Here is a 20,618-nt window from a genome sequence, read left to right as displayed (position 1 = left end):
GCTCAGCGCGCGCCCAGCCGCCGGTAGGCGCGCGAGACGAGGCCGAGGAAGGCGGCGTCGCTGCTCAGGTCGACGCCGCCGGGCACGGCCGCCGTCCCGGCGCCGCCGTCGGGCGGCAGGCCGCGGGCGCGGGCGCGGATGGCCGCGTCCACCGCGGCGGCCTCGGCGAACGCCTCCAGCCGCTGCCCGCGCAGGCCGGACCGCGCGCCCTCCCGCCGGGCCGCGTCCGTCACGCGCGCGTCCAGGTACGGCTCCAGAGCGATCCGGCCGTCCCGGATCTCCACGAACCGCCGGTACAACCGCAGGTCCAGGTCGCGGAAGGTGACCAGCTCGGTCAGGAAGGGGGCCGGGGCCAGCAGCGCGATGTCCGGGCTGGCCCGGTAGAGCGCCCGCCACAGCGGACGCAGCCGCAGGTGCAGCCGGAAGTCGCGGAACCAGCGCAGCCGCGCGGGCCACCACGACGGCAGGGCCAGGCCGAGCAGCACCGCGAGCACGCCGAGCGGCACCAGCAGCATGTCCAGGGGCGCCCGCAGCAGGTCGGGGTAGTCGGCGCCGACCCGCCGGCAGGCGAAGTAGGCCGCCTTGTGCAGGTGGTAGAGCACGGTCAGGGACGCGCCCACGGCGATCAGCCGCAGTCCCGCGCCCACCGCCCGGTTCTCCGTCTGGCGGGCCTCACGCAGGGCGAACCAGGTGGCGTGGCACAACACCGGCACGAGGTAGCACAGGAAGACGAGCCAGTATTCGAGCACGCCCGGCGTGTCCCCGTACCGGACGGCGAAGCGCGGGCTGTTGACCGGCGTACGGGCCAGGGCGAAGGTCAGGCACATGCCGAGCAGCACGAGCGCCGGCCAGGCGGCCTCCCCCCACGTACGGCGGCGCGGCCCCTCCGGCGGCTGGCCGACCTGCCGTACGAACGTCCCGACCGACCAGGCCACGGCCAGCATGAACGCGTGGGACACCAGCCTGGCCAGGTTCGGCACGCCGGTCAGCCGCCAGACGGCGTCGTAGGCCCAGGGCGTGTTGACCGTCGTCGAGGCGGCGATCGCAGCCAGGATGACGAACACCGCCCGCCCGGCCGGGTCGCGCGCCCAGGAGCGCACGGCGGCCAGCCGGTACGCGGTCAGCGCGCAGGCCAGCACCGCGGGGCCGTTGAGCCGCAGCCACTCACCCACGGGCGAGGCCGGACACCCCGCCGTGGAGCGCGTCCACGGTCCCGGTGAGCGCGGCGTCCACACGCCGGACGTCCGACGCCCGCGGGCGCGACTCGCGGCAGGCCCGCTGCCAGATGAGCGAGGCGAGCAGCTCGGCCTCCTGCTCCTCCTCCGACCCGTAGATCGAACGCCTGAGCACGCGGCGGACGAGGGCGGGGTTGAGGCTGGGGAACAACACGTGCCGCTGTGCCTTCGGGTCGGCCTCGGGGTAGTGGCCGCAGATCACGTGGCTCAGCTCGTGCAGGATGATGTGGTCCTGGTGCGGCGGCGTCGTGTCGGGCTTGTAGAAGATCAGGTCGGTCGCCTCGGTGGCCAGCCAGGCGCCCAGCATCTCGTCGTCGCCGGGCAGCTCCAGGAGCCGGATGGGACGCCCCCGCTCGGCGGCGACCAGGTCGCAGAGCGTTCTGACGCGATAGGGCCGCGGCATCGGTAATCGGCGGGCGATCTCCGCGCAGCGACGCCGCATGAGCCTGAACTTCTTGCCGGCGGGAGTCATACCTCTCCAGGGCTAACAATTCAGCATCGACATCCGATCACGATCGTGTCGCATCCGCTTCGACCGTGACAACGTCGTGCTTGCTCTGCCCCTTGGGCCGCCGGCCTAACCAACTCCGCACCCGCTGCCCGTACCGGCCTCTGAGCTGGTTCTTTAGCCGTCGGTTCAATGCTCTGGAGCGGCCGGGCGGCCGTTGACAACATCAAGAGGAGGCGGCGGGCGGCCTCGGACGACGCCCGCGAGGGCCGGGCCGCGCGCTTACCGCAGTTCATCGAAACGTTATCCAGGCGCGGGCGGCCGACCGTCAACCGGAGGGCTTGGAGACACCCCGATGCATATCTCTTCCCAGCGGGACGAGCGGATCGCGGCACTGCCGGAACACCTCCGTGACCAGATGCTGCGGAGACTGTCCGGCCGGTCGGCCGCCGACCCGATCCCGCGTACGGACACCACCGGCCCGGTCCCGCTCTCCCCCGCCCAGGAGCGGCTCTGGTTCATGTACGAGCTGGACCCGGACGCCGTGGACTACCTGGTGCCGCTGGCCGTACGGCTGAGGGGCGACCTGGACGTGCCCGCGCTGCGGACCGCGCTCACCCGGGTGGTGGCCCGGCACGAGACCCTGCGCACGACGTTCGGGTCCCTGGACGGGCGCGGCACGCAGCGGATCATGCCGGCCGCCGAGATGCCGCTGCCGCTGACGGACCTGTCGGAGCGTCCCGGCGAACTGGACCGCCTGCTGGAGGAGGAGGCCCGCCGGCCCGTGGACCTGCGCGTGGGGCCGGTGTTCCGGGCCCGGCTGATCCGGCTCGGCCCGCGCGAGCACGTGCTGACCGCCCACGCCCACCACATCGTCACCGACGGCTGGTCCTCGCGGGTGCTGCTCGACGATCTGGCCGCCCTGTACGCCGCCGCCGCCGGCGGCCCGCCCGCCGGCCTGCCGCCGCTGCCGGTGAGCTACGCCGACGTCAGCGCCTGGCAGCGGGAGCGGGCCTCGGGGCCGCAGGCCGAGGAGCAGCTCGCGTACTGGCGGCGCAGGCTGGACCGGCTGGCCCCCATGGACCTGCCGACGGACCGGCCGCGCCCGCCGGTCAGGAGCTCCGCCGGAGCGGCGTGCGCGTTCGAGGTGCCGGCGGACGTCGCCGGGCGGCTGCGGGAGATCGGCGAGCGGGCCGGCGCCACGCTCTTCATGACGCTGGTCGCTGCGGTGCACACGCTGCTGGCCCGCTACACCGGCCGTCCGGACGTGGCCGTGGCCACCGTCGTCTCCGGCCGGGACCGGGTCGAGACGGAGAACCTGGTCGGCTTCTTCGTCAACACGCTGGTGCTGCGCGGCGAGGTGGACGAGTCGCACCCGTTCGAGGAGCTGCTGGGCCGTACGCGCACGACGGTGCTGGACGCGTTCGCCCACGACCGGGTGCCGTTCCAGCGGCTGGTGGAGGCGCTGCGCCCGGAACGCGACCCGAGCCGCCCGCCGCTGACGGAGGTGGCGGTCAACCTGCGCAACCTGCCGCCCGGCACGGCCGCCTTCCCCGGCCTGCGGGTCACCGAGCTGCCGCCGCCCGTACTGGCCGCGAGCATGGACCTGTCGTTCGACTTCACCGAACGGGACGGCGCCCTGGCCGGAAGCCTGGCCTACAACACGAGCCTGTACGGCCCGGACACCGCCGAGCGGATGACCGCCCACCTGGTGCGCCTGCTCGCCGGGATCGCGGCGGCGCCCGCCCGGCCGCTGGCCGGGATCCCGCTGCTCGGCCGGACCGAGCACCGGCTGCTGACCTCGTTGTGGCCCGGGACCGGCGCCGGGCCGGAGACGCTGACGGTGACGCGGCTGTTCGCCGAGCAGGTGGCGGCCCGGCCGCGGGCCCAAGCCGTGGTGTGCGGCGGCCGTTCGCTCACCTACGGCGAGCTGGACGAGCGCGCCGACCGGCTGGCCCGGCTGCTGACCGCCAGGGGCGCGGGGCCGGAGCGGTACGTCGCGGTGGCGCTGCCCCGGTCGATCGACATGGTCGTGGCGGTGCTGGCGGTGCTCAAGTCCGGGGCCGCGTACCTGCCGGTGGACGTGGGGCAGCCGGCCGGCCGGATCGCGGCCATGGTCGGCGACACCCGTCCGGTGCTGGCGGTGGCCACCCGGGAGAGCGCGTCCGCGCTGCCCGCCGGCCTGCCGTTCGTCGAGCCGGACGCCCCGGCGCCCGCCGGACCGTCCGGTGGCGCCCCGGCCGCGCGGCCGGACAATCCCGCCTACGTGATCTACACCTCCGGCTCGACCGGCCGGCCCAAGGCCGTGGTGGTCACGCACGAGGGCGTGCACGACATGGTGCGCGTCCAGCGCGAGCGCATGGACGCCGGGCCGGGCGCGCGGGTGCTCCAGTTCGCCTCGCTCTCCTTCGACGGCGCGTTCTGGGAGCTGGTGCTCGCCCTGCTGTCCGGGGGCACGCTCGTGGTCGCCGCCGACGACGAACGCCCGCCGGGCGCGCCGCTGGCCGGGCTGATCGCCCGCGAGCGGGTCACCCACGTCACGCTGCCGCCCACCGCGCTCGCGACGCTGCCCGAGGACGGCGTCCCGCGCGGCGCGGTCGTCGTGGTGGCGGGCGAGACGTGCCCGCCGGAGCTGGTGCGCGCCTGGTCGCCGGGGCGGCGGGTGTTCAACGGCTACGGGCCCACGGAGACCATGGTCGGCGCCACGCTGAGCGAGCCGCTGGCCCCGGCGGACGCCGACCCGGGGCCGGTCCCCATCGGGCGGCCGTTCCCGAGCATCCGGGCGTACGTGCTGGACGAGCGGCTCAGGCCCGCGCCCATCGGCGTGCCGGGCGAGCTGTACCTCGGCGGTACGCGCCTGGCCAGGGGGTATCTGAACCGGCCCGGCCTGACCGGCGAGCGGTTCGTGGCCGACCCGTACGGGCCGCCGGGCACGCGCATGTACCGCACCGGCGACCGGGCCCGCTGGCTGGCGAACGGGCGGCTGGAGCACGCGGGCCGCACCGACGACCAGGTCAAGCTGCGCGGGTTCCGGATCGAGCCGGGCGAGGTCGAGGCCGCGCTGTCGGAGCAGCCCTGCGTGGTCGCCGCCGCCGCCGCGGTCAAGGAGGACGCGAACGGGACCAGGCGGCTGGTGGGGTACGTCGTACCGGCCGAGGGCGGCGCGGACCCCGCGGAGCTGCGCGAGGCCCTGCGGCGGCGGCTGCCCGAGCACATGGTGCCGACGGCGTTCGTGATCCTGGCCGCCCTGCCGCTCACGCACAGCGGCAAGGTGGACCGGCGGGCCCTGCCCGCGCCGACCGGCGCCCGCCACAGCGGCGAGGAGTACGCCGAGCCGCGCACACCGGCCGAACGCGCGCTCGCCGAGGTGTGGGCGCGGGTGCTGGGCGTCGAGCGGGTGGGCGTGCACGACAACTTCTTCGACCTGGGCGGCGACTCCATCCTCGGGCTCCAGGTCGTCGCGGGGGCGCAGGCGGCGGGGCTGGCGCTGACCCCGCGCCTGATGTTCCTCCGCCAGACCGTCGCCGACCTGGCCGCCGAGCTGCCCGCCGACCTGCCCGACGAGCCGCCGGGCGCGCGGGAGGCCGAGGACGGCCCGGTGAGCGGCGACGTGCCGCTCACGCCGATCCAGCACTGGTTCCTGGAGAACCTGGCCGGCAGCCTGCCCCGGTTCAACCAGGCGATAGCGCTGGAACCGCCCGCAGAAGCCGGCGACGACGCCGTCGAGGCGGCGCTGACGGCCCTGGTCGAGCGGCACGACGCGCTACGCCTGCGGCTGGAGCGGGACGGCGCCGGGTGGCGGCAGCACAACGCCGCCGCCGAGCACGGCCGGGTGCTGCGCCGCGTCGACCTGTCCGGCGTGCCCGAGGACGAGCGCGCCGGGTACGCCCACCGCGCGGCCGTGGAGGCGCAGACCTCGTTCGCGCTCGACCGCGGGCCGCTGATCAAGGCCCTGCTGTTCACCGGCGACGGCCCCCGGCGGTTGTTCCTGGCCGCCCACCACCTGGTCGTGGACGGCGTGTCGTGGCGGGTGCTGCTGTCGGACCTGGAGATCGCCTGCCGCCAGGCCGCGGCCGGGGAGCCGATCCGGCTGGGCCCGCGTTCCACGTCGTTCCGCGAGTGGGCGCTGCGGCTGGGCGACCACGCGGCGTCCGGCGGCTTCGACCACGAGCTGCCCCACTGGCGGCGGGTACGTGAGCTGGCCTCCGGGGTCCCCCCGCTGCCCGTGGACGACGACGGGGGCGCGAACGTCGCCGGCGACCTGCGTACGGTGACGGCCACGCTGGACGCCGGGCTCACCCGCCGGCTGCTGCGCGAGGTGCCGGAGGTCTACCGGACGCGCATCGACGAGGTGTTGCTCGGCGCGCTCGGCCGGGTGCTGGCCGGCTGGGCGGGCGGCGCCCGCGTCCTGGTCGAGCTGGAGGGGCACGGCCGCGAGGAGCTGTTCCCCGAGGTGGACCTGTCACGTACGGTCGGCTGGTTCACCACCGTCTCCCCCCTGGTGCTGGAGCTCCCGGACGGCGGCTGGGGCGACCTGCTCCGATCCGTCAAGGAGCAGGTCAGGGCGGTCCCGCTGCGCGGACTCGGGTACGGCGCGCTGCGCCACCTGTCCCCGGCGGGCGCCGAGCTGCGCGACGACCGGCAGCCCGAGGTCGCCTTCAACTACCTGGGCCGGATGGAGTCGCGCGGCATGCTGCCGACTCCCGAGGGCGCCGAGCGCGACCCGCGGCAGGAGCGCGTCCACCTGCTGGAGGTCAACGCGGTGGTGCGCGGTGACCGGCTGGAGATGCGCTGGTCGTACTCGGGCCGGCGGCATCGGGAGGCGACCGTGGCGGCCCTGGCCGAACGGATGACGGCGGCGCTGGCGGAGATCGTCGAGCACTGCGCGGAGCCCGGCGCGGGCGGTTGCACCCCGTCCGACTTCCCGCTGGCCCGGCTCGACCAGGCCGCCGTGGACCGCGTCGCGGGTGACGGCCGCTCGGTCGAGGACGTCTACCCGCTCACGCCGTTGCAGGGCGGCCTGCTGTTCCACTCGCTGGCCGACCCCGCCGCCGACACCTACGCCTCGCACTTCAGCCTCCTGCTCGACGGCGTGGACGACCCGGAACGCCTGGTGCGGGCCTGGCAGGAGGTCACCGACGAGATCCCGGCGCTGCGCACGGCGATCGTCTGGCAGGACGTGCCCGAGCCCGTACAGGTCGTGCGGCGCGGCGTGCGCCTCCCGGTCGAGCGGCACGACTGGCGCGGGCTGCCGGAGGCCGGGCGGCGGGCCGAGACCGAACGGCTGTGGGCGCGCCGCGCCGAACGGCGCCTCGACCTGGCCACCGCGCCGCTGGCCCGGCTGGTCGTCGCCCGCCTGACCGACACCCGGGTACGGGTCTTCTGGACCGCGCACCACGTCCTGGTGGACGGCTGGAGCGCGGCGCAGGTGCTGACCCAGGTGTTCGAGCGGTACGCGGGCCGTCCGGCCCCGGTGCGCAGGCCGTACCGGGACTATCTGGAATGGCTCGGGCTGCAGGATGTGGCGGCGGCCGAGGAGCACTGGCGGCGGGAGCTGGCCGGGTTCGCCGCGCCGACGCCGATCCCGTACGACCGGCCTCCGGCGCGGGCGCACCGGTCGCGTTCCACCGCGGCCGTACGGGTGAGCCTGCCCACCGACCGTTCCGCCCGCCTGTACGAGCGGGCCAGGAACGCGCGGCTGACGGTGAACACGCTGCTCCAGGGCGCGTGGGCGATCCTGCTGTCGCGCTACGCCGGAGAGCGCGAGGTGTGCTTCGGCGCCACCGTCTCCGGCCGCCCCGCCGGTCTGCGGGACGCCGGGTCGATCGTGGGGCTGTTCATCAACATGCTGCCCGTCCGGGTCGAGGTGGACGGCGAGGCCGAGGTGTTCGGCTGGCTGCGCCGGCTCCAGGACCACCAGGCCGAGTGCCGCCAGTACGACTACCTGTCCCCCGCCCAGGTCCACCGGTGCGGCGAGCTGCCGGGCGGCGTGCCTCTGTTCGACAGCGTGCTGGTGTTCGAGAACTACCCGGAGGGCCGTCGCGACGGGCACGGCGTACGGGTGCTGGAACACCTCGGCGACGAGCGCAGCAACTACCCGCTCATGATCACCGTGCACGCGGGCGACGAGCTGACCATCGCCGCCGACTACGACCCGGCGCTGCTCGACGAGGCCACCGCGGCCCGGTTGCTGGGCCACCTGGAGACCCTGCTCGACGCCCTCGCCGACGGCACCGCCCGGCGGACGGCGGACCTGCCGGTGCTCACCGCCGCCGAACGCGGGCAGCTCGCCGCCTGGAACGACACCGCGGCGCGTTTCCCCGCCGCCCGCCCGGTGCACGAGCTGTTCGCCGAGCAGGCCGCGCGCACCCCCGGCGACACCGCCGTGAGCTGCGGCACCGACAGCCTGACGTTCGCCGAGCTGGACGGGCGGGCCGACCGGCTGGCGCACCTGCTGATCGAGCGCGGCGCGCGGCCGGGCACGCTGGTCGGCGTCTGCGTCGAACGCGGTGTGGACGCCGTGGCCGCGCTGCTCGGCGTGCTCAAGTCGGGGGCGGCGTTCGTGCCGCTCGACCCGGACTACCCGCCTGCCCTGCTGGAATCCATGCTGGCCGACTGCGCCGCCCCGCTCGTCGTCACCCGTACGGCGCTGCTCGACCGGCTGGGCGGGACGCGGGCCGTCCTGCTGGACGATCCCGCCCTCGCCGCCGCCCCCGCCCGGCCGCCGCACGTGGACGTCGGGCCGGACGACCTGGCGTACGTGATCTTCACCTCGGGCTCGACGGGACGGCCGAAGGGCGTGATGGTCGAGCACCGCAACGTCCACCACATGACCCACGCCTGGGACGCCCGCTACGGCCTGGCCGGGACCCGGCCGCGCTGCCTGGCGGTCTCCAGCCAGTCGGTCGACCTGTTCTTCGGCGACTTCCTGCTGTCGGCGATGTTCGGCGGCGAGATGGTGATCTGCCCGGCCGACCGCGTCGGCGACCCCCGTGCCATGGCCGAGCTGCTGGTGAGCAGCGGCGCGCACCTCATGGTGACCGTGCCGTCGCTGGCGGCGGCGGTGACCGAGGAACTGGAGCGCGCGGGCCTTCGGCCGGAGGCGCTGCGGGTGCTGATGGTCGGCTCGGAGGGCTGGCCGGTGGCCGAGGCCGGACGGGTGCTCGCCCGCCTCGGGCCCGGGACGATCGCAGTCAACGCCTACGGCGCGACGGAGACCACCGTGGACTCGACCGTGTTCCAGCTCGGCGCGGCGCCCATGGGGCAGGGGGCGTACGCGCCGATCGGGCGGCCGTTCGCCAACACCCGCGTGCACGTGCTCGACGCCGGGCTGCGTCCGGTGCCCGTGGGCGTGACCGGCGAGATCTGCGTCGCGGGCGACGGGGTCGCGCGCGGTTACTGGGGGCGTCCCGAGCTGACCGCGAGCCGGTTCGTGCGCGACGCCTCCGGGGAGCGTGTGTACCGTACCGGCGACCTGGGCCGCCGCCGGGCGGACGGCGAGCTGGAGATCGTCGGGCGGGCCGACGACCAGATCAAGGTCCGCGGGTTCCGCGTGGAGCTGGGCGAGGTGGAGGCCGCGCTGGCCCGCCATCCCGGGGTGGCCGCCGCCGCTGCGGCCGGGCACCGGGACGAGGCCGGGCGCACGCGGCTGGTCGGCTACGTCGTGCCGGCCGGCGAGGACGTCCCAGGTCCGGCCGAGCTGCGCGCGTTCATGGCCGCGCACGTGCCCGCGCAGGCGGTGCCGTCGGCGTTCGCCATGCTGGACGCCCTGCCGCTGACCGCGGGCGGCACCCTCGACCGGCGGGCGCTGCCCGTGCCCGACGGGCCGCTCGACGCGGCCGTGCCCCGGGTCGCCCCGCGCGACGACACCGAGTCGCTGCTGGCCGGGATCTGGGCCGAGGTGCTGGGCCTGGACGTGGCGGACGTGGGCGTCGAGGACGACTTCTTCGACCTCGGCGGCGACTCCGTCCTCAGCATCCGGGTGATCTCGCGGGTGCGCGCGGCGCTCGGCGCGGCGCCCTCGCCGCGCCAGCTCTTCGACACCCCGACCATCGCCGCCTTCGCGGGCACGCTCACCGCCGCGCCCGTGCCCGACGCCGTCGAACGGGTCGCGGGCGAGGAGGGCCTGCCGCTGTCCTTCGCCCAGCAGCGGTTGTGGTTCCTCAGCGAGTTCGAGCCCGGCGGCTCGGAGTACAACACCGTGTACGGGCTGCGCCTGTCCGGCGAGCTGGACGTGGCGGCGCTGCGTACCGCGCTCGACCGGCTGGTGGAGCGGCACGAGGCGCTGCGCACGGTCTACGGCGACGTGGACGGCCGCGGCACGCAGACCATCCTGCCTCCCGGGCCGGTGCCCCTGCCGGTGACCGACGTGTCCGGCGACGGCGATCCCGAACGGGCGATGCGGGAGACCGTGGAGCGGGCCGCGTCCCGGCCGTTCGACCTGCGGCGCGGGCCCGTGCTGCGGGCCACGCTGGTACGGCTGGACGCCGGCGAGCACGCGCTCGCGCTGGTCATGCACCACATCGCGACCGACGGCTGGTCGATGGGCGTGCTCGGCGCCGAGCTGGGCGCCTGCTACGCCGCCGCGCTGCGGGGCGAGCGGGCCGAGCTGCCGCCGCTCCCGCTGCGGTACGCCGACTTCGCCTCCTGGCAGCGCCGGCACCCGTCCGACCCCGCCTACTGGGAACGCCGGCTGGCCGGCCTCACGCCGCTCGCGCTGCCGGTCGACCGGCCCCGCCCGCCGGTACGGGTGGCCGACGGCGCGATGCGGCTGCTCGACGTCGCGCCGGGGACGCTGGACCGGCTCAAGGCGCTGGCCCGCGGGCACGACGCCACGCTGTTCATGGTCCTGACCGCCGTGACGCAGCTCCTGCTGTCCCGGATCTGCGGACAGCGGGACGTCGCCGTCGGCACGGCGACCTCCGGACGCGGCCGGGCAGAGCTGGAGGGGCTGGTCGGGTTCTTCGTCAACACCGTCGTGCTCAGGTCCACGGTCGACGGCTCGTCGTCGTTCGCCGCGTTCCTGGCCGAGGTGCGTTCGACCGTGCTGGAGGCGTTCGAGCACGAGGACGTGCCGTTCGAGCGGCTGGTCGAGCTGCTCCGGCCGGAGCGGGACCCGAGCAGGAACCCGCTGGTGGACGTCATGGTGGTGCTGGACAACACGCCGTCGGCCGACCCGGACCTGCCGGGCCTGCGCGCCGCGCCGCTGGCGGCCGTCTCCGACCAGGTCAGCCACGACCTGACGTTCGACTTCCACGAGCACGGCGGCCGGCTGACGGCGGCCATCGGCTACAGCACCGCGCTGTTCGACCATTCCACCGCCGAACGGCTGGCCGGCCACCTGACGACCTTGCTCGACGCCGTCGCGGCCGACCCCGGCGCCCTCCTGGCCGACCTGCCGATCATGACGGACGCCGAACGGGAGCAGGTCCTGACCGGCTGGAACGCCACGCGCGCCCCGGCGTCGTCCGCGCTGTTCGCCGACCTGTTCGCCGAACGGGCCCGCGCCGACGCCGCCCTGCCCGCGCTGTCCTTCCGCGACCGTACGCTCACCTTCGCCGAGCTGGACGCCCGCGCCGACCGCCTGGCGCGGCTGCTCCGGGCGCGCGGGGCCCGTCCCGAGACGCTGGTGGGGCTGGCCTGCTCGCGCGGCGACCGGACCGTCGTGGCCCTGCTGGCGGTGCTCAAGGCCGGGGCCGCCTTCCTGCCGCTGGATCCCGACCTGCCGGACGAACGGTTGTCGTTCATGCTGGACGACGCCGCGCCGGTGATCGTCCTGACCGACCGGGAGGCGGCGTTCGGCCCGCCCGTGCCCGGTGAGCTGATCATGCTGGACGATCCCGCGCTGCTCGACGGGCAGCCCGACGGCCCGCCGGACTGGCCCGCGCCGCTCCCCGGGCACCCGGCGTACGTGATCTACACCTCCGGCTCGACCGGCCGGCCCAAGGGCGTGGTGCTCGAACACCGCGGGCTGGCCAACCTGTTCCTCGACCACCGGGCCGGTCTCATCCGTCCCGAGGCGGGCGGCGGGCGGCTCAGGGCGGGGCTCACCGCGGCGTTCAGCTTCGACACCTCGCTGGAGGGCGTGTTGTGGCTGGCCGACGGCCACGAGCTGCACGTGATCGACGACCTCACGCGGCGCGACCCGGAGGCGCTGCTGTCCTACATCGACCGGCACCGGATCGACGTGCTGGACCTGACGCCGTCCTACGCCGAGCAGCTCGTGCCGCTCGGCCTGCTCACCGGGGAACGGCACCGGCCGGCGGTGGTCATGCTGGGCGGCGAGGCGGTGGGCGAGGCGCTCTGGCGCGACCTGCGTACGGCCCCGGACACCGCCGGTTACAACTACTACGGGCCGACCGAGTGCACCGTGGACACCCTGTACTGCCGCCTGTCCGACAGCGAACGGCCCATCGTGGGCAGGCCGATGCGCAACACCCGGGCGTACGTGCTGGACGGGGGGCTGCGGCCGGTCCCCGTGGGCGTGGCCGGGGAGCTGTACCTCGCCGGTGACCAGCTCGGCCGCGGTTACCTCGGCCGGCCCGCGCTCACCGCCGAACGGTTCGTCGCCGGGCCGTTCGAGGAGGCGGGCGGGCGCATGTACCGCACCGGGGACCTGGCCCGGTGGCGTCCCGACGGGATGCTTGAGTACCTCGGCAGGACCGACGACCAGGTGAAGGTGCGCGGGTTCCGGATCGAGCCCGGCGAGATCGAGGCGGTGCTCGGCGAACACCCGGAGGTGGCGCGGGCGACCGTCGTGGTGCTCGGGGACGGGCAGGGCGTGCCGCGGATCGCCGCGTACGTCGTGCCGGTGGCCGGGGCCGCGCCGGAGACCGCCGCGCTGCGCGAGTTCGCCCGCGGCCGCCTTCCCGGCTACATGGTGCCGCACTTCTTCGTGACGCTGGACGAGCTGCCGCTGACCAGCAGCGGCAAGGTGGATCGGCGGGCCCTGCCGCAGCCGTCCGCCACCGCCGTGGACGCGGGCGCGGGCGGGCGGCTCGCGCCGCGCGACGGCGTGGAGTCGGCGCTGGTGGAGGTGTGGGCGGAGGTCCTGGGCGTCGAGCCGGGGGCGTTCGGGGTCGAGGACAACTTCTTCGACCTGGGCGGCGACTCCATCCTCAGCATGCAGATGGTCGCGAGGGCCAGGCGCGCCGGGATCGGCGTCACCACCAAGGACCTCTTCTTGAACCAGACGATCGCCGAGCTGGCCCCGGTGGCCAGGGCCGCCCCCGCCTCCACGGGCGCCGGGGCCGCCGGGGCCGTTCTCGGGGCCGGTGGGGACGCCGGTGGGCCGGTGCCGTTGACGCCGGTGCAGCGGGCGTTCCTGGCCGGTCACCGGGTCGCCCCGCACCACTACAACCAGTCCATGCTGGCCGAGCTGACCGGCCCGGTGGACGAGGAGGCCCTGCGGGCCGCACTCGCCGCGCTGGCGCGGCGCCACGACGCGCTGCGGTCCCGCTTCGAACGGGACAGCGGCGAATGGCGGCAGCACATCGCCCCCGCCGACGCCGCGCGGGTGCCGCTGACCCGGCACGACCTGACGCACCTGGACGCGGACGCCGACCTGCGGGCGGCCATGGACGAACGGGCCGCCGCCGCGGACGCCGGGTTCGACCTCGCCCACGGCCCCCTGTGCCGGGCCCTGCTGTTCGACACCGGCCCCGGCCGCCGGCCGTGGTTGTACCTCACCGCCCACCACCTGGTCGTGGACGCCGTCTCCTGGCGGGTCCTGACCGAGGACCTGGAGATCGCGTACCGGCAGGCGGCCGGCGGCGAGCCGATCGACCTCGGCCCCGCCTCCTCGCCGTTCGGCACGTGGGCGACCAGGCTGGCCGGGTACGCCGCGGGCGACGGGCCGGGCCGGGAGGCCGCGTACTGGACCGGGCTGCCGGAGCCGCCGCCGCTGCCGGTGGACCGCGACGGCGACAACCTGGTCGGCTCGGTCGCCGTCGTGCCCGGCGCGCTGTCGGAGGAGGAGACCCGCGCGCTGGTCCGCGCCGCCCCCGCCGCCTTCCGCGTACGGCTCCACGAGCTGCTGGTCACGGCCCTGGCCTGGACCCTCAGCCGGTGGAGCGGCGACGAGCGGGTGATGATCGACATGGAGGGCCACGGTCGCGAGCACCTGTTCGACGACCTCGACCTGAGCAGGACCGTCGGCTGGTTCACCACGGAGTACCCGGCGGCCCTCACGCTGCCCGGCGGCGACGACTGGGTGAAGATCGTCCGGTCGGTACGCGAGCAGCTTCGCGCGATCCCCGGCAACGGGCTCGGCTACGGCCTGCTGCGCCATCTCGGCCCGCCGGGATCCGCGGGGGCGGAGTTGTCGTCGCGGGCCGTCCCGCAGGTGGCCTTCAACTACCACGGGCAGGCGGACACGGCCGGCGGCCCCGGCGGCCCTGGTGGCCCTGGTGGCGGCCTCCTGCACGCCTTCCACGACCCGATCGGCCGCGAGCAGAGCCCGCTGGAGCGGGCCGACCACCTGCTGGAGGTCGTGGGCGCGATCCGGGACGGCCGGTTGTCGTTCGACTGGTACCACTCGCGGAACGTGCACGACCGGGCCACGGTGGACCGGCTCATGGCGGACTTCCTGACCTGCCTGCGCTCGCTGGCCCGCCACCCGGGCCCCCGCCACGCCACCGGCCCCGGCTCCGGCTTCGACCCCAACCCCGGCCCCGGCTCCGGCTCCGGCTCCGGCGGGGAGGGCTGACATGGACCGCCTCGACCTGCCGGGCCTGCTGGCCGAGTTGTCGCGCGGGCACCGCGTCCCCGGCGCCCAGCTCGCCGTCCATCGCGACGGCCGGACGACGACCGCCGAGTACGGCGTCCAGACCCCCGGCGGCCCGCCGGTGACGGCCGGCACCGCGTTCCCGCTCGGGTCGCTGACGAAGCCGTTCACCGCGACGCTGGCCGCCATGCTGGCCGACGACGGTGACGTGGGCTTCGGCACGCCGCTCGCAGGATCGCTGCCCGAGCTGGGCCCGTACGCCGCGGACCTCACCCTGGGCCGGCTGCTCAGCCACACCGCCGGCCTGGCCGCCAACGCCGAGGACGCCGACCGCGCGCCCAGCAGGCGGGCGTGGGCCGAGGGGCACTGCGGGCCCGCCTGGCCCGGCATCGTCCCCGCGTTCTCCTACTCCAACGCCGGGTACGTCCTGGCCGGTCACCTGATCGAGTCCGTCACCGGGATGACCTGGTGGGAGGCGGTCGAGGACCTGCTGCTGGCCCCGCTGGAGATCACGCCCGCGTACGTGGCGGGCCCGCCGACGGCCCGGCGGGCGGTGACCGGCCACAGCGTGCACCCGTCCCGGGACGTGGTGGTGGCGGTGGCCGAGGAGGAGTCGCCCGTCGAGGCGCCGGACGGCGCGCTGGCGCTCAGCGCCGCCGACCTGGTCACCTTCGCCCGCCTGCACCTGGGCGACCCGTCCCTGCCCGCCCTGCTCGGCGCGGACACGCTGCTGCGGATGCGCGTGGACCGGCTGGCCGGCGCCGCGATCGGCCCGTACGGCATGGCGGACGGGTGGGGACTCGGCTGGGCGATCCACCGCCGCGACGGCGTGGAGTGGTTCGGCCATGACGGCACGGGTGAGGGCACCTCGTGCCACCTGCGTGCCGATCCCGTCAGCGGCACGGTCGTCGCCCTGACCACGAACGCGAACACCGGCCTGGCCGTGTGGCGCGACCTGGTGGACCGGCTGGCGGCGGCGGGCGCCGGGGTGGGCGTCGAGGTGGGCGACCACCGCCCGCTGGCCGCCCTCGGTCCGCCCGTGCCGGGTCCGCCGGGCTGCGCGGGGACGTACGCGAACGGCGCGGCCAGGTTCGAGGTGGCCGAGGACGGCGCGGGACGCCTGAGCCTGCGGTCCACGGGCGCGATCACGTGTTTCCCCGGCCTGGTGTTCGCCGTCGGCGAGCCGCCGCCCCACGGCCGCACCGCGCACGCCGGCCGGTTCATCGCCGACGCCCCCGGCGGCAACGGCTTCAACCTCGGCGGCTTCGGCGGCGGCTTCGGCGGCGGCTTCGGCGGCGGCTTCGGCGGCGGCTTCGGCGGCGGCGGCCGGATCGGCCTGATCCAAGTGACCGGACGGCTGGCCCGCCGCCTGCCGCCGGAGTCCTGAACGGGAGGAACACGTCGACCATGAAGGATTCCGCCGTCGAGCCCGAGCCGGCCCCGCTGTCGCGCAACAGGAGCTACGCCACGCTGTGGAGCGGGCAGTTCCTCTCCGAGCTGGGCAACGAGATCAACTTCATCGCGATCCCCCTGCTGATCCTGGCCATGTCCGGCTCCGCACTGGAGGCAGGGCTGGCCTCGTCGGTGGTGGCGGCCGGTCACATGATCGCCAACCTTCCGGCCGGGGTGATCGCCGACCGCTGGGACCGCAGGCGCACCCTGCTGATCTGCCAGACCGGGCGGGCGCTGGCCATGGCCTCCGTCGCCGCCGCCGTGTGGCTGGACGCCTACTCCTTCCCGCACATCCTGCTGGTGGCGCTGCTCGACGGCCTGCTCGGGGCCGCGTTCGAGCCGGCCGAGCAGGCCGCGCTGCCGCAGGTGGTGCCCGCCTCGCAGCTGTCGCGGGCGGTGGCGGCCAACACCGCGCGGCCGTTCATCGCGACCCTCGTGGGGCCGGCGCTGGCCGGTTTCCTGTTCGCCGTTCAGCGGGCGATCCCGTTCGTGGTGGACGCCGTCATGCTCGCGTTCTCCTCCGTCGCGCTGCTCTTCCTGCGGCTGCCCGCGCGTCCGGAACCGGCGGCCGGGGAGGAGGCCCGGGGGCCGGGCGGTGACCTGGTGGCCGGGCTCCGGTGGGTGCTGGGGCGGCGGGTCATCAGGACGACGCTGCTGTGGATGTTGCTGTCCAACCTGGTCTTCACCGCCCTGATCATCATCGTGCTGGCGACGTCCCACGAGGACCAGGTGGGCGCCGGGGTGATCGGGCTGAGCATGGCCTGCATGGGGGCGGGCGGGCTGCACGGCGACGCGCTGGCCGACCGGCTGCACGCCGCGCTGCCCGCGCCGGTCGTGATCGTGGGCTTCTCGTGGGTCACCGCCGCGCTGACGGCGCTGATGGCGGTCGTGCCGAGCGGGCTGCCGCTCGGGTTGCTGCTCGGCTGCGCCGCCTTCTTCGTCCCCGTGGCCAACACCACGATCCTGACGTACCAGATCACCGTCACCCCGGACGCGCTGCGCGGCCGGCTGACGGGCATCACCGGGTTGTGCGGCGGCGGGGCGGCGGCGCTCGGGCCGCTGCTCGGCGGGGCGCTGGTCACGGTGGGGACCGGCGGCATCCTGGCCTGCGCCGCCGCGCTCGCCCTCGTGGCGACCGCGACCACGCTCAGCCCGACTCTCCGCCGATTCCCCACCGCCCGCGCCTGACCCCCAGGTCAGGCGGCCGGGGCTACCAGCCGAGGGCGCCCTCGGCGTCGAAGTAGCCGCCGGTGGGACCGTCGGGGCCGGTCAGCGCCATGCGGACGATGATCTCGGCGCCCTGCCCGACGGTCTGGTGGCCGCTGTTGCCGTTCAAATCGGTACGGGTGAAGCCGGGTTCCACCGCGTTGATCCGCATCCGGGGGAACGCCTTCGCGTACTGGACGGTGACCATGTTGACGGCCGCCTTCGACGCCGGGTACGCGACGCCCGGGTAGGCGTACCCGGTGGCGGCGGGGTCGGTCATGCGGCTGAGCGAGGCCAGGCCGCTGCTGACGTTGACGACGACCGGCGCGCCGGACCGCCGCAGCAGCGGCAGGAACGCGTGCAGCACGCGCACCATGCCGAAGACGTTCGTCTCGAACGTCCGGCGCATCATGTCGGCCGTCACGTCGGGCGCGCCGACCACGTGACCGTCCCCCATCTCCACCTGGACGCCGGCGTTGTTGACCAGCACGTCCAGCCCTCCATCGGCCTCGACGGCACGGGCCGCGGCCGCCACGGAGTCGTCGTCGGTGACGTCGAGCGGCACGGCCCGCGCGCCCAGCCGCTCGGCGGCCCGTCGTCCTCGCCCGGCGTCACGGCTTCCCACGTACACGGTGTGGCCCGCGGCCACGAGCCTTCGGGCCGTCTCGAAGCCGAGGCCCTTGTTCGCACCGGTGATCAGTGTTGTCGTCATGGCGCGACGCTAGGGATTCGCGCGCGCTCGAAGTCAATCCGGGCGCGGCGGGCTGCGTGCGGGCGTCAGCGCTTGAGGTAGGCCAGGACCGCCAGGACCCGGCGGTTGTCGTCCGTGGAGGGGGCGATCCGGAGCTTGGCGAAGATGCTCGCGGTGTGCTTGGCGACCGCGCTCTCGCTGAAGTGCAGGGTGGCGGCGATGGCGACGTTGGAGCGGCCCTCGGCCATCATCTCCAGCACGTCGAGCTCGCGCGGGGTCAGGCTGTCGATCATGCCGCGCGCCTGGCTGCGGGACAGCAGCTTGGTGATGACCTGCGGGTCCATCACCGTGCCGCCCGCCGCGACCCGGCCTACGGCGTCGACGAACTGCTCGGTGTTGGTGACCCGGTCCTTGAGCAGGTAGCCGACCGCGCCGTCGCCGCCGGCCAGCAGTTCGTTGGCGTAGAGCTGGTCGACGTACTGGGAGAGCACCAGGATGGGCAGGCCGGGCCGCCGGCGGCGGGCCTCCAGCGCGGCCTGGAGGCCTTCGTCGGTGTAGGAGGGCGGGAGCCGTACGTCGACCACGGCGACGTCCGGCTTCTCCTCCAGCAGCGCGCGCAGCAGGGACGGCCCGTTGTCGACCGACGCCACCACCTCGTAGCCGTGCTCACGCAGCGTCCTGGTCAGCCCGTCCCTCAGGAGGAAGAGGTCTTCGGCGAGGACAACGCGCACGGGATCTCCAGGGTCGCAGTGGTCGGCCCGCCGGGCGGGCTGTGCAGGGTGAGCACGCCGTCGAAGGACTCCAGGCGGCGCCGGAGCCCGCGCAGGCCGGTGCCCTTGGCGGGGTCGGCACCACCCTGGCCGTCGTCGGTGACTGTGACGCGCAGGCGCCGCCCGTCGTGGCCGATGACGACGGCGACCGTCCGCGCGGCGGCGTGCTTGGCCGAGTTGGCCAGCAGCTCACCCACCGCGAAGTAGGCCGCCGACTCGACCGGTGAGGGCAGGCGGCCGGTCAACCCTACCTCGACGTGCACGTCCAGGTGGCTGTCCAGCGCCAGCGACCGGACGGCGTCACCGAGCCCCCGGTCAGCCAGGACCGGCGGGTGGATGCCGCGTACCAGGTTGCGCAGGTCCTCCAGGGCGCGCGCGGACGTCTCGCCCACCTCCAGCAGCAGCAGGCGGGCCGCCGCCGGGTCGCTGTCGAGGAGCCGGGTGGCGGTGTCCAGGGTCAGGCCGAGGGAGACGAGCCGGGCCTGGGCGCCGTCGTGCAGGTCGCGTTCGATCCGCCGCAGCTCGGCCGCCTGCACGTCGAGCACCTGGGCCCGGGTGTCGGTCAGGTGGGCGATCCGCCGGGTCAGCTCGATACGGCTCGCCGGCGACAACACCAGCCGGGTCCAGCGGGCGTGCAGGCGCAGGATCGGCGGTGCGAGGAGGAGCCCGGCGACCACGAAGACGGCCCCCAGGACGGCGGACGCCAGCATCGTCGGCGTGTCGCTCACCGGGATGAACGCGTACCAGTTGCCGTCGCCGAGCAGCCGCCACACGAACGGATGCACCAGCACGCCGAACGCGCCGTACCAGAGGAAGGCGAGCGGGATCGCGACGAGGCCCCCGCCGATCCACGGCTCCAGCCACGCCCAGACCAGGTCCCGCCAGAACCCCTCCGCGGCCAGGATCGCCCCGGCCCGCCTGCGCCTGCTCCACGAGCGGTCACCGGCGAGCGGCTCCGACGGGGCGACGAGCGTGCCCGTCCACCGGAGGGCGCGGTCGCGGGAACGGTCCGACAACGACCGCAGCCTCGTCGCGGCCGGCGCGAGCAGCCAGAGCCCGGCGCCGACCGGCAGCAGAACGAGAGCCAGGACGACGAGTGATCCGACCGCCTGCGCCGCCACGGCGAGCAGCCCCGCGAGCTGGCAGCGCGCCACGGCGGCCAGTGTGCTTTTCCCCCTCATCGGAGGTGGATTCTAGCCGGTGCCCTCCATACCCAGATCAGCGCCGCCACCAGGCACGACACGCCGAACGCCGTGATCGGCGCCACCGCGCCGCTCTCCTCGTCCATGAACAGCAGCAGGCCGAGGTTGATCAGCGTGTGGAAACCGCCACTGAGCAGCAGCCGGTGGGCCCGCACCCGTTCCAGCGCCAGCCCCATCACGACCGACATGGACACCGTCGCCAGCAGGAACGCGCCAGCGTACGCCGGTGACTGTCCGAACACCGGCACGTGCCACACCCCCCACAACACGCCCACCGTGATCGACGTGGCCAGTGGGCCGAGCCGGCGGCGCAGCAGCGGCTGCAGCAGGCACCGCCAGCCGATCTCCTCCGCGCACGCCCCGATGAACTGCGCGACCACGATCAACGCGAACGGGCTGCTCAACGCCCCGGGCGCGGTGAAGCGCACGTCGCCGGTCAGCAGCCCGTACGCGCCCGCGCCGAGCACCAGGATCAGCGCGGCCGTGGCGAGCAGCAGCGGCCCGGTGGCGCCCACCCGGCCGCGGCCCACGGCGCCGGACAACACCGTACGGGCGAGCCCCGGCCACAACACCGCCACGACGACGACACCCAGGGCCGGCCCGAACTGGGTGAGCTGGATGACCTCGGCCGGGATCGGGGTGGCCGCCTGGGCCACGCCCAGCGCCCCCGCCGCCACGAAGGCGACGGCGCTGAACACCGCCGCGGGCGCCACCACGCCCCGGGCCGTCCCACGTTCTGTCAGAACCATGTGATCACGCTTTCGTCCGGTCGCCAGGTCTTTCGTCCAGTCGACAGGTCCAGTACCTGCAGGACGACGATCCCGCCCGGCGGGGCCGCGGGCACTGCACCTGCCAACCGGCTCGGGGTGTATCCAGGTACACCCCCGGCC

General features: G+C 75.2%; 9 protein-coding genes. 3 read left to right on the top strand and 6 right to left on the bottom strand.

Annotation, left to right across the window (positions count from 1 at the left end; genetic code table 11):
- Positions 1 to 2 precede the first annotated feature (2 nt).
- Together DMB42_RS29040 and DMB42_RS29035 are read right to left on the bottom strand one after the other, a co-directional pair.
- Complete coding sequence (locus DMB42_RS29040; RefSeq protein ID WP_125638371.1) at positions 3 to 1,172, bottom strand: MAB_1171c family putative transporter; 1,170 nt, start codon at positions 1,170 to 1,172, stop codon at positions 3 to 5.
- On the bottom strand, positions 1,165 to 1,707 hold the full coding sequence (locus DMB42_RS29035; protein WP_125638368.1) for an ImmA/IrrE family metallo-endopeptidase: 543 nt from the start codon (positions 1,705 to 1,707) through the stop codon (positions 1,165 to 1,167). Before DMB42_RS29035 ends, DMB42_RS29040 begins: the two co-directional genes overlap by 8 nt.
- A gap of 331 nt (positions 1,708 to 2,038) precedes the next feature.
- On the opposite strand from DMB42_RS29035, the gene DMB42_RS29030 reads away from it, so the two are divergent.
- From DMB42_RS29030 to DMB42_RS29020, 3 genes are read left to right on the top strand one after another with little or no spacing between them, the layout of a single operon-like run.
- On the top strand, positions 2,039 to 14,389 hold the full coding sequence (locus tag DMB42_RS29030) for a non-ribosomal peptide synthetase (RefSeq protein WP_125638366.1): 12,351 nt from the start codon (positions 2,039 to 2,041) through the stop codon (positions 14,387 to 14,389).
- A gap of 1 nt (position 14,390) precedes the next feature.
- Positions 14,391 to 15,794 (top strand): serine hydrolase, encoded by a 1,404-nt coding sequence (locus tag DMB42_RS29025; RefSeq protein ID WP_125638364.1) that lies wholly within the window; start codon positions 14,391 to 14,393, stop codon positions 15,792 to 15,794.
- 20 nt (positions 15,795 to 15,814) lie between these two features.
- Positions 15,815 to 17,047, top strand: a complete 1,233-nt coding sequence (locus DMB42_RS29020; protein ID WP_125638362.1) for an MFS transporter — start codon at positions 15,815 to 15,817, stop codon at positions 17,045 to 17,047.
- A 22-nt stretch (positions 17,048 to 17,069) separates the two neighbouring features.
- On the opposite strand, the gene DMB42_RS29015 is transcribed toward DMB42_RS29020, so the two are convergent.
- The 4 genes from DMB42_RS29015 to DMB42_RS29000 form a co-directional block, all read right to left on the bottom strand.
- Positions 17,070 to 17,777 carry an SDR family NAD(P)-dependent oxidoreductase gene (locus DMB42_RS29015; RefSeq protein WP_125638360.1) on the bottom strand — a complete coding sequence of 236 codons (708 nt, stop codon included), beginning with the start codon at positions 17,775 to 17,777 and terminating at the stop codon, positions 17,070 to 17,072.
- Between the two features lie 65 nt (positions 17,778 to 17,842).
- Positions 17,843 to 18,487: a response regulator transcription factor gene (locus DMB42_RS29010; RefSeq protein WP_125638358.1), complete on the bottom strand. Its 645-nt coding sequence runs from the start codon at positions 18,485 to 18,487 to the stop codon at positions 17,843 to 17,845.
- A complete protein-coding gene (locus DMB42_RS29005) occupies positions 18,451 to 19,707 on the bottom strand; it encodes a sensor histidine kinase (RefSeq protein ID WP_125638356.1) in 1,257 nt (418 codons plus the stop codon). The genes DMB42_RS29010 and DMB42_RS29005 overlap by 37 nt, the downstream gene beginning before the upstream one ends.
- Positions 19,704 to 20,477: a type II CAAX prenyl endopeptidase Rce1 family protein gene (locus DMB42_RS29000; RefSeq protein ID WP_125638354.1), complete on the bottom strand. Its 774-nt coding sequence runs from the start codon at positions 20,475 to 20,477 to the stop codon at positions 19,704 to 19,706. The genes DMB42_RS29005 and DMB42_RS29000 overlap by 4 nt, the downstream gene beginning before the upstream one ends.
- Positions 20,478 to 20,618 lie beyond the last annotated feature (141 nt).

Origin of the sequence: Nonomuraea sp. WAC 01424 (assembly GCF_003947315.1) — a bacterium.
GTDB classification, from domain to species: domain Bacteria; phylum Actinomycetota; class Actinomycetes; order Streptosporangiales; family Streptosporangiaceae; genus Nonomuraea; species Nonomuraea spiralis.
Note: the sequence above shows the minus strand (reverse complement) of the source record. Positions and strands in the feature narration are given on the sequence as shown.